Source organism: Methylobacterium sp. Leaf465, assembly GCF_001424705.1.
Taxonomy (GTDB): Bacteria; Pseudomonadota; Alphaproteobacteria; order Rhizobiales; family Beijerinckiaceae; genus Methylobacterium.
In genome coordinates, this window is sequence record NZ_LMRA01000028.1 from 1 (window position 1) to 8739 (window position 8739).

At 66.8% G+C, this 8739-nt stretch carries 10 protein-coding genes, 1 tRNA gene and 1 pseudogene; 1 reads left to right on the forward strand and 11 read right to left on the reverse strand.

The window, feature by feature from the left end:
* Window positions 1–30 precede the first annotated feature (30 nt).
* The 7 genes from ASG51_RS14985 to ASG51_RS15015 form a co-directional block, all read right to left on the reverse strand.
* Window positions 31–1053, reverse strand: coding sequence for a hypothetical protein (locus ASG51_RS14985; protein ID WP_162245244.1), 1023 nt, complete (start codon window positions 1051–1053; stop codon window positions 31–33).
* Window positions 1054–1414: 361 nt separating this feature from the next.
* Window positions 1415–1651, reverse strand: coding sequence for a hypothetical protein (locus ASG51_RS14990; protein ID WP_200941351.1), 237 nt, complete (start codon window positions 1649–1651; stop codon window positions 1415–1417).
* A gap of 41 nt (window positions 1652–1692) precedes the next feature.
* On the reverse strand, window positions 1693–2145 hold the full coding sequence (locus ASG51_RS14995; RefSeq protein WP_244480161.1) for a hypothetical protein: 453 nt from the start codon (window positions 2143–2145) through the stop codon (window positions 1693–1695).
* 18 nt (window positions 2146–2163) lie between these two features.
* Window positions 2164–2646, reverse strand: a complete 483-nt coding sequence (locus ASG51_RS15000) for a hypothetical protein (protein ID WP_056381685.1) — start codon at window positions 2644–2646, stop codon at window positions 2164–2166.
* A 79-nt stretch (window positions 2647–2725) separates the two neighbouring features.
* Window positions 2726–3181, reverse strand: coding sequence for a hypothetical protein (locus ASG51_RS15005; RefSeq protein WP_210168767.1), 456 nt, complete (start codon window positions 3179–3181; stop codon window positions 2726–2728).
* A 129-nt stretch (window positions 3182–3310) separates the two neighbouring features.
* On the reverse strand, window positions 3311–4387 hold the full coding sequence (locus ASG51_RS15010; protein ID WP_156389733.1) for a hypothetical protein: 1077 nt from the start codon (window positions 4385–4387) through the stop codon (window positions 3311–3313).
* Entirely contained in the window at window positions 4384–5634 is a 1251-nt protein-coding gene (locus ASG51_RS15015) for an MBL fold metallo-hydrolase (RefSeq protein ID WP_056381690.1), read from the reverse strand. Before ASG51_RS15015 ends, ASG51_RS15010 begins: the two co-directional genes overlap by 4 nt.
* Window positions 5635–5742: 108 nt before the next feature.
* Between ASG51_RS15015 and ASG51_RS15020 the strand changes: the two genes are divergently transcribed.
* On the forward strand, window positions 5743–6000 hold the full coding sequence (locus tag ASG51_RS15020) for a helix-turn-helix transcriptional regulator (protein ID WP_056381692.1): 258 nt from the start codon (window positions 5743–5745) through the stop codon (window positions 5998–6000).
* 44 nt (window positions 6001–6044) lie between these two features.
* On the opposite strand, the gene ASG51_RS15025 is transcribed toward ASG51_RS15020, so the two are convergent.
* From ASG51_RS15025 to ASG51_RS15040, 4 genes and pseudogenes are all read right to left on the reverse strand, one after another.
* The gene (locus tag ASG51_RS15025; protein ID WP_056381694.1) at window positions 6045–7820 is read right to left on the reverse strand and encodes a site-specific integrase; all 1776 of its coding nucleotides are present in this window, start codon (window positions 7818–7820) and stop codon (window positions 6045–6047) included.
* Between the two features lie 117 nt (window positions 7821–7937).
* A tRNA-Gln gene (locus tag ASG51_RS15030) sits at window positions 7938–8011 on the reverse strand.
* A 163-nt stretch (window positions 8012–8174) separates the two neighbouring features.
* Complete coding sequence (locus ASG51_RS15035; protein WP_056216461.1) at window positions 8175–8492, reverse strand: hypothetical protein; 318 nt, start codon at window positions 8490–8492, stop codon at window positions 8175–8177.
* Between the two features lie 67 nt (window positions 8493–8559).
* Window positions 8560–8739 (reverse strand): annotated as a pseudogene (locus ASG51_RS15040) (glucose-1-phosphate thymidylyltransferase); the annotation flags it as partial.

Genomic DNA, 8739 nt, shown 5'->3' on the forward strand with positions numbered 1-8739 from the left:
GATGTCTGCTTCATCTTCGCTCCTCAGGGGCTACGATGAACCAGCCATCCTCCGTTCGTGAAGACCCTCAATCTGTCCCACAGGTGCTGACGTCGGACAGCGCAGAAGATCACGCAGCACCGTGGTGCGACGCGCGCCGATGGAGCGAAAATTGTGAGCCTCGTCGGCAACCACGAGGTCCGACAGGAGCAAGTGCTCCATGTCGCTTATGGCCGTGCGGCTGCGCGTGAGGATGTCGCTCGACGGTACGATGCGCGAGAGTTTCGAGTGCGAGATGACGCGGATGGTGGCGAGCGGTACGCCGTACGCGGCGAGTGGTGCGATGGCCTCGCGCTGCCAGGTGCTGACAACCGAGTTGGGCGAGAGTACCGTAATGCGGAACGGGTCGTCTGTCGCTGAACGCTTCGTATCGGTGAGCTGATCCCACCACTGGTTCGCGTAATGAACGGCGACCGTGGTCGCGACGTAGGTCTTCCCAAGTCCGACACCGTCGCAAAGCATCGCGCCGCCGTACTCATCGAGCTGCGCGACAAGGCGCTGCGCGGCCTGCCGCTGGTAGGCGGCGGCCTGGTAGGCCTCCGTCGTCAAATGCAGCGTGCGCTGCTGACCGACCATACGCCCGATGTGGTCGAACAGCACGAGCCACGCCTTCTCGCGCGGGCTGCACTCCTCGAGCGTCGAGACGCGGCGCACGGAACGCGCGAAGTGGGCGTCGACGTAGGCCCCTGCCTCGCGATCCCAATGGCGATGGGGCGTCGGCGAGAGCGAGGCCGGCGCATCCCAGTGGCCCCGCGCATCGCCCGGTCGAACGTGGCCGAGCGTGAGGTGCGCGCAGAGGTGGAGCAACATTTCGGCGACCAGTGAGGCGGGCTGCTTTAGGTCGACAGCGACGACGACGCGGTCAGCTTCGGGCACGAGCCACGCGGTGGCGCTCGCTTCTGGCGGCACGGCGAAGGAGCTCTCGGGAGCGGCGATAACCCACGAGAAGGGGATGTCGAATTGCGCGGCGAGGTGAGCTTGCAGCTCGTTCAGCGCCTCGCGCGGGTTGCGCATGAGCACGTCGTATTGTTCCCACCAGCCGGGTTCGGGCCTGCGCGGCGAAGGCGCTGGCGGCAAGCCCGTGACCCACAGAGGCGTCATTGCGCCCTTTCTGGTGGCGGCGCCCAAACGGCGTTGAGGAGCGTGCTGTGCACCGGACTGGCGTCGTCGCTCGGTTTCGTCATTTTCCAGGAGAGTGGTTTCTCACCGGTAAACTCGGCCTAATCGAAGCCATCGCAGCGGAGCGCAAGCCTAACAAGTGCGTGTGCGGCGTGGAGGGCGAGCCCCTCGGTGGCCGTCGGGAGCGCCAGCAGAGGGATGGGCGCGAGGACGTCGGCGTCGGACTGGAGCCAAAGGCGCGAGGTGACCAGACCGCTCATGAACGGCGCGCTCGGATCTCCACGGCACTCGGCTCCGAGGCCTCAAGCGCGAGCTTGACGACGATCGCGTGCTCGCCGAAGCGGGCCTGCTCGTGCAGGGTTAGGGCAAGGCGCCCGACCACCGCGTAGGCGAGCTCAGCCGCGTCGAGCCGTTCGACAATATCGCGGAAGATTGCCGGCAGCATCCCCGGCGTTGGGTTTCTGGGATTGCTGACATCGACCAACAGGGCCACGAAGTCGTCCGACCTGCAGCGCATGGTGCGTGTCCTCGGGATCAGGCAAACGTGCTGTAGTGCGCGTCTGAGCGCACGACGTGGCTCTCTCCGTCGAGGCCAAAGAGACGGATGAGATCCGTGATCAACTCCGGCCGCTGTAGGTGTCGGTCGGCGTAGAGGGTGAACAGCGCTGGCCCGCGCATATAGACCACCCGCCCGCGGGGGAACGTTTCATACTCGTGACCCGCGATGGCTGGCGGCAGGCCCCGGCGGCGCAGGGCCGTCGCCCCGAGTCGGCGCCACGCCTCCCAGACCTCGTGGTGCCCGCGCGGGTGGGTGAGGCAGTCGCCATAGGGTTCCGCCTCTGCTAGGGGCGTGTGGTCTGTGACCAGCACCATACGCCCGCTGTCCGGCACGCCCCAGAAGATGCCGACGCTCGGGGCGGGCAACTTGCCGGGAGGATCGTTGGAACACGGAACGGCGGCGTCCGTGCCGTGAGTGCTCATGCTCATGGTGAGCTTCCCTCCCCCTCAGAACACGAACTTCCAATCGATCCGGTTTACGGGTGCGCTGGCATCGGACAGGGTCGCGGAGCACATCACCACGACGTCCTGATGCAGCGCCTTCGCGCCGGCCCGCACCGGGTTAGGCTTGACCAGGAAGCACAGGCCCTTGGCCGGCCAGTGACGCTGCTGGTCGGGAGCACCGACCGTCATTAGCGTCACGTGGGTTAGGCGGAGCGCGTAGCCGTAGGCGTTCTCCATATTGGGGACCTGGGCGGTCGCGAAGTTGACCACCATCTCCGGCTTCGCTTGGCCCTCCCGGTAGCCGGTGACGAAGTTCACCTCGCCCTTGCCATCGTCGACGAGGCGGAAGTCGTGGTTGCAGGGGGCAGGCCGCCCGTCGATCTTGAGTTCGAGACACCCGCCAGTCTTGGTCTCGTCGACCGGCGGGTTTGCCCAAGCCGGAGAGACGGCAAGAACGAGGGACAACGGCAGGATCGCGCGCATCATGGGGGTGGTCCGTCGAAGGGGAGAGAGGAAAGGCATGTGGTCCGGGCGCGCGGAGGCGGCGGACCGACACGGCTTGCGGTCAGCGGCGGGTCAGCGCGCCGTCGAAGCTACAGGCAGGTCCGTGAAAATCGCCGCAGCCCTGCTCCTCCATCCGCACGCGCTTACGGTCTGCACCGAAGCGCAGAGTGAGCTCGCAGGCTGCCTCGTCTCCCTTCAAGCTGAGCCGCAACGTGTCGGTATCAATCCGGCGGGCAGCGCCTGAGACGGTGCCCGAACACGCGTTGGTGATGCCGGTGAATGCCTCGACCGAGTAGGTGACCGCCGGTCCTGCCTGACCGAGCGAAGATACTGTGATGGTAAGGCGACCTTCGCCTCGCCCCTGATAATGCCCTTCGAAGGATGGGTTCGCCTGTATGGGTGTCACCGAAATCGCCAGGAGGACGCCGAGGCACATCAAGGTCGGGATCGAGTGCATGGGCCGGTGAAGGTGCAGCGCGCGACGGATCGGGGCAGCGTGATGGGATAGGCTGGACATGATGAAGGGGTCTCGCGGACGCTCCGGCGGAGCTGAGAAGAGGTATTCCCGTTGCCCCCCCGCGAATTTACAGCTGGACGCAGATTCCTTCTGCGGCCGGCGGTCGCACCCCCTCCCGAGCCGAAATCCTCAGACTGAGTCTGACGGCCGGCGAAAGGCAGCACTCGTCCGTCCATTGGGCCGGCCGACCGCGTAGACCTGCAGCCCGTGCCGGCCGCGCAGGTCGTCGGTGATCGCCCGCAGCGCACCGTCGCGCTGGTCCGCGTCGAAGCCGAACACTACGAGACGTGGCTCGGGGTCGATCCGCAGCCGGCGTGCACCGGAGGCGACTTCGGCTATGAGGGGATCGCGGGGCGTTACGGCGTCGAGGCCGCGTGCGGCGCGCACCGCGTTGCGCAGGGCGTCGAGGCGGACGAGATCGCGGCAAAGAGCAGGGTATCCCGCCGCCAGGCGCTCCGCCTGCTCGGTGAGGCTCGCTCGGTAGCGTGCGACCTGCGCGACAATCGCCGGGGTCGCCTTCGAACGAAGGCCAGAGTTCGCAGCGAGCTTGGCCTCGTGGAACACCAGCCAAGCCTCGCCTGGCACGCCCCGCTCTTCCAGGCTCGCTACGTCGAGCCGATCCTGGCGGGGCTGGGCAGGGGTCGAATGCGCCTCGGCCTCCGGAGTGAGAAGCGCGGCGTTCGCTTCCGCCCCGTCCGGCTCGACAGCAGCAGCTGCGGCCGGCGTGCTGGTCAGCGCGATCTCGACGTCGACGACGTTGAGGCTGGCCTGCACCAGCGCGTGCACTCCGGTCTTCTCCAGCCCAGAAAGTGCAGCGGCTGCCCGCTTCATCTCAGCTAGCGTGCCGAGTCCCTCGTAGCGTGTCCATACCGCAGTGCCCGGGTTGAGGTCGAAGCTGCCGTCCAGGCCGAGCCGCGTCAGCGCTTGGCGCTGCCGCACGAGATACTTGGCGTGCGTCTCGGCGGCGATGCCCACCCCCGCCGGGGTGATCCGGAACAGCGAGGCGCCGCGATGGTAGACGTTGAGCGAGCGGTCGCGCACGGCCAGCAGCAGGTCCGGGTCGGCGAGCACGTCGGCCCACCAGTTTCCGTCCGGTGAAAGGGCCAACGCCTCCAACGCCGCGAGGAACGGCTCCCCGAGGCTCCGGTACGGAACCGCCGTCGTGCCGCCCCCAATCGCGGTCTCCGCCTCGCTCGTGCCGCTCATGCTGCCGTGTCCCACCACTGTCCGTCCTCTCTGATCGTGACGTTTGGCCCGAACAAAGCGGGGAAGCGCTCGGGCATGAAGGTATGGACCGGCACGAGTTGGCGCGGCGCGATTGCCGCGGCCAAGCGCTTCAGGTCCGGGATGCTGGCATGGCCCGAGGTGTGGGCGCGGCTGAGCGGGATGCCGCGTGCAGCGAGATCGCCAGCGAGCACCTGCCCGCGCGGCTGGTCGAGGTAACCGGCCCATTGCGACCAGATCGCCCGCGCGCCCGTCAGACACCCGGCGCGGTCGACGTCGGTCAGTAGCGAGTGGCGGAACAGCAGCGCCGCGCGTGGGGCCATGGCCGCCAGTTGCTCGGTGTAGATGCGGTTGGCTCCGTGCCGTTCGATCAGGTCGAAGCGGCCAGTGCGCTTGATCCGCACACGCTGGTGCTGAGGCACGAACACGGCGATGCCGGGCCACTCGGATTGTGGGATGCGGGGATTTCCGGTCGCGGCCAGCACCTCGGCGGCATAGAGGTCGAGCACCAGCATGCGGCCGGTCCGCTTGCACGCCCGGTAGAGTGACCCGACGCGGTCGATGTTCTGGGCAGATGCTGCCACCAGCGCCATGCCAGCGGTATCTCCGAACAGGCCGACGAAGCGGTCCTCGATTTCCGCCTCGCTCGGGAAGGTACGGTCGTCGACAAGGCGGCCGAGGCTCGAGCCCTCCAGCAGCAGCGTGTCGATCCCGCGTGGTGGATCACGCACGAGGCCCTCGAACAATGCGGCCTTACGGCCGTGGGCGCGCAGGTCACCGGAGTACAGCAGCCGCTGCCCGCCGGCCTCCACCAAGAGAGCGTAGGCGTCATAGGCCGAGTGGTCGATGAGGATTGGCGTGACCGCGAACGGGCTGAAGGTGAGCGTCTGCCCTTTGGCGAAGGTGACCGTGTTGGTGGGGACGTAGCTGTCCGGAACGAAGGTGGCGGCTGCCCGCAGGATGCGAAGGGTCGCTTCGCCCATCGCCACGGGCAGGCCTGGGCCGGCGAGGTGGGCCAGCCCGACGTGGTCGCGGTGGCCGTGACTGAGCACGAGTGCGAGGAGGTCGCCACCGCCGGTCAGTCCGTCGATCGCCGGGGGGCGGCTCGTTTCGTCGGGGTCGCCGTCCAGGGGGAGGCCGAGGTCGAGGAGCAGGCGGGCGCCGTCGTGTTCCAGCTCGACGCAAGTGCCACCAATCTCGCGCGTGCCGCGGTGAATACGCACCCGCATCGTGATCCTGCTTGCCACGTACCGTACCCTGCCGTGGGACGAGCGTAGCGGTACGGTGTGGCTATAGCCAGTGGTTAGATAGACCGTGCTGGCTGCTGATCCTCGTTCATGAAGGGTCGGGCATTGGTGGCGTGGAACCTACGCCGTGTGCGTGTGGCACAGGGTTTAAGCCAGGAGCGGTTGGCAGCGGACGCGGGCGTGGACCGGGCGTATCTCGGTGGGCTGGAGCGGCAGGCGGAGAACCCGACGGTCGATCTACTCGACAAGGTCGCGGAGGCGCTGGCTGTCCCGCTCGGCGAGTTGTTCGTCGCGCCGGATGAAGGCGCGACGCCGCCGGAACCGCTCCGAGGCGGACGTCGGCGCTGATTCGTTGCTTCGTCCCCGTCCCGGGTGAAGCCTTCTGCCGCGTTCTACTTCGGCACTGTAATGTGGAGTTTGGACAGATCCACCCCAATCGCGATCGTCTCGATAGCGGTCTGCAGTTGCGGCAGGGTCGAGCGTTTGGTGTAGCGCGCCGTTTCGCCCGCCGTCGCGTGGCCCGTGACGTGGTCGATCACCGATGGCACCACGCCAGCTTGATGCATCAGCGTCGTCGCGGTGTGCCGGAACGAGTGGAAGTCGAGTCCGACCCGGTAGACCCCGACGTCACGGCGGTAGCGAGTGAACCACTTAGTGAAGGCATGGCCGAGCCGTTCGTCGGCTCCGCCACGCTCCAAGCCGGGGAAAACCCGGGACTGTCGAATGCGCCGCTGTTTGTCGACGTGAGCGAGTAAGCCCAAGCGGATCAGTTCAGAGTGGATCGGCACGCGGCGCACGGCAGTCGCGTTCTTCACCTTGCGCGGAGGCCGGTCATTGATGTCGATGAACCAGACGTCCGCGTCCTGCCGAATGTCCTCGACGTGCAGTTGGCAGATTTCCTCCTGACGCATGCCGGAGAACACAGCGATCAGGGGCAGCCAGAACTTTTCGTCCCGCACGATGAGGCCGCCTGGCGTTGTGCGCCGGGTCGGTGACACACAGCCCGTCCAGACCGGCGTTGCAAATAGACGAACGAGCTCGGCCCGCTCCCACATGTCGCGCTGCTCGCTCGCCTTGCGAGTGGCGGCGAAGCGGTGGCCGGAGAAGATGTTCTCGCCCGCGTCGCCCTCCGCCACCGCTGCCGTCCAGAGGGTGGACAGGGCGGAGAAGTGGCGCTTGATAGTCTTCTGCGTGATGACCCCGACACCCGAGCCCTTCGGCAGGGCCGTGTAGATGGCCAGGATCGCCTCGACGCTCAGGCCGCGGTAGCGCGGATGCTTGCCATAATCGCTAGGCAGCCGCTCGACGCGTTCACGGAAGCGCCCGGCATCCTTGCGCGTGTAAGCGTCAAGAGGCTTGTCGCCGCATACGTCCGCGAACAGACGATAGGTGGCGCCAGCTTGCGCCGCCGTCTGATTGTCCCAGCGCTTCGTCTGGACCTGTTGATCGCGGAAGATTTTTCCACGGTCCTGAAAGGCGATTTCGAGTGCAGGAGCGGACTTGTCCTTCTTGCGAAGTGGCGATGCTCCAAGGTCCGCTGCCGTTGTTGGGGTGGCCGCGGGCGTCGGCCAGTGCTTCGGGTGCGGCTCGACGAGAGTTTCTTTCAGGAGCTTGTCGCGCGGCACGTAGTTGAAGTCACCCTCGTAGCGGGCCTTCATCGCTTCCGAGAGGTCGATGCCGGCGCGCAGCATTGCCTGCTTGGCTTTGACTGCTTCCGCAGGTGCCAGGTCTTGGATTGCGATTCCCTGACGTCTCAGCATCATCTCGGCGATGAAGGCTGCCTCATCGAGACGGTTGCTGGCCAGCGCCTCGCGACCCTTGGCGGCCATCGTCGCGTACTGCGTGACCCGGGCTTCGCGTACGCCTTCGGGCAACGGTCCACGGGTGAGCCGGCCGGCGTTCTCGTCCGACAGCATGGTGTCGTAGAAGTCACGGACGAGATGGGCAAGCTGGTCGTCGGTCAGCATCGGCATGGCGCGCAGGGTCGAGAACAGCTCTTCCGCCGCCACGTATAGCCGACAGGCTCTGACCTTGGCAGTGCGGATGTCTTTCGTGCCGAGGCTGCACACGAGTTCGTGGCGGCCGAGGTGCCGCCGCAGGTCGACCGGAACCCGGCGTCGGAAGTGGAAAGTGCGTCCGCGCTGGACGACGTTGGCAACCGAACCCAAACCGCGCTCCCGCCGTCCGCGCGGACGGCCTGTGTAGCAGCGGTGTGTAGCAAGGGGCTCAGACCGCACGGCGGCTAAGCAAAAGGTTCAACGCCTGGAATGACTTAGTTCTGACAGTGGCTGGGGGACCAGGATTCGAACCTGGACTAGAGGAGTCAGAGTCCACTGTTCTACCGTTAAACTATCCCCCAACATCCTCGCGTGGCACGAGGCAGGATCCGGTCGTTCGTCTCGAGCGCTGCTGAGGCTAGCGGTTGAGACCCGGTCCGTTCCGGTGCAGGGGCGATAGCATGGCTTTCCGGACCGATGCAAGCCCACATCTGAACGCCCGCCCGTGAGGCGATTCGCGCTGCCTCAGGCGCTGCCCGGCGGTTCCAGGCGGGCCTCGATCATGCCGAGGGTGCGCAGGATCGCCAGGGCGACGATCTCGCAATCGGTGTCCCCCTCCGGAGTAGCCGGGAGGATCGCCACGGTGCTGACTTCGTCGTCCGTCAGGAACCCCACCACCACCTTGTAGACATCGCCCTCCGGTGCGCCTTCGTCGTGGACGAGGCAGACCCGGCAGCCATGGGCCTCGCCGTACACGCGCTGGGTCAGGACCTGGACGCGACGGGGATCGGCTGGTTCCGTGCGGCGTGGGGCGCCGAAGGTGGGGCGAATGATGTTGTCCATTCTCGCTCCTATACCCGACCCTCCCCGCTTCGGGGAGGCCCCTGCCCGCTTCGGCCCCGTGCGGGCCTCATCGTACGAGGCGGCCGGTCTGGTCTTCCTGTGCGAGTTTGAGGAGGTTCTGTCCGTAGGCGGTCTTGGCGAAGAGCTTGCCGCGGGCGATGAGCTGGTCCTTGCCGATGAAGCCCTGCAGGTAGGCGATCTCTTCCAGGCAGGCCACCTGCAGGCCCTGGCGGTGCTGGAGCGTGCG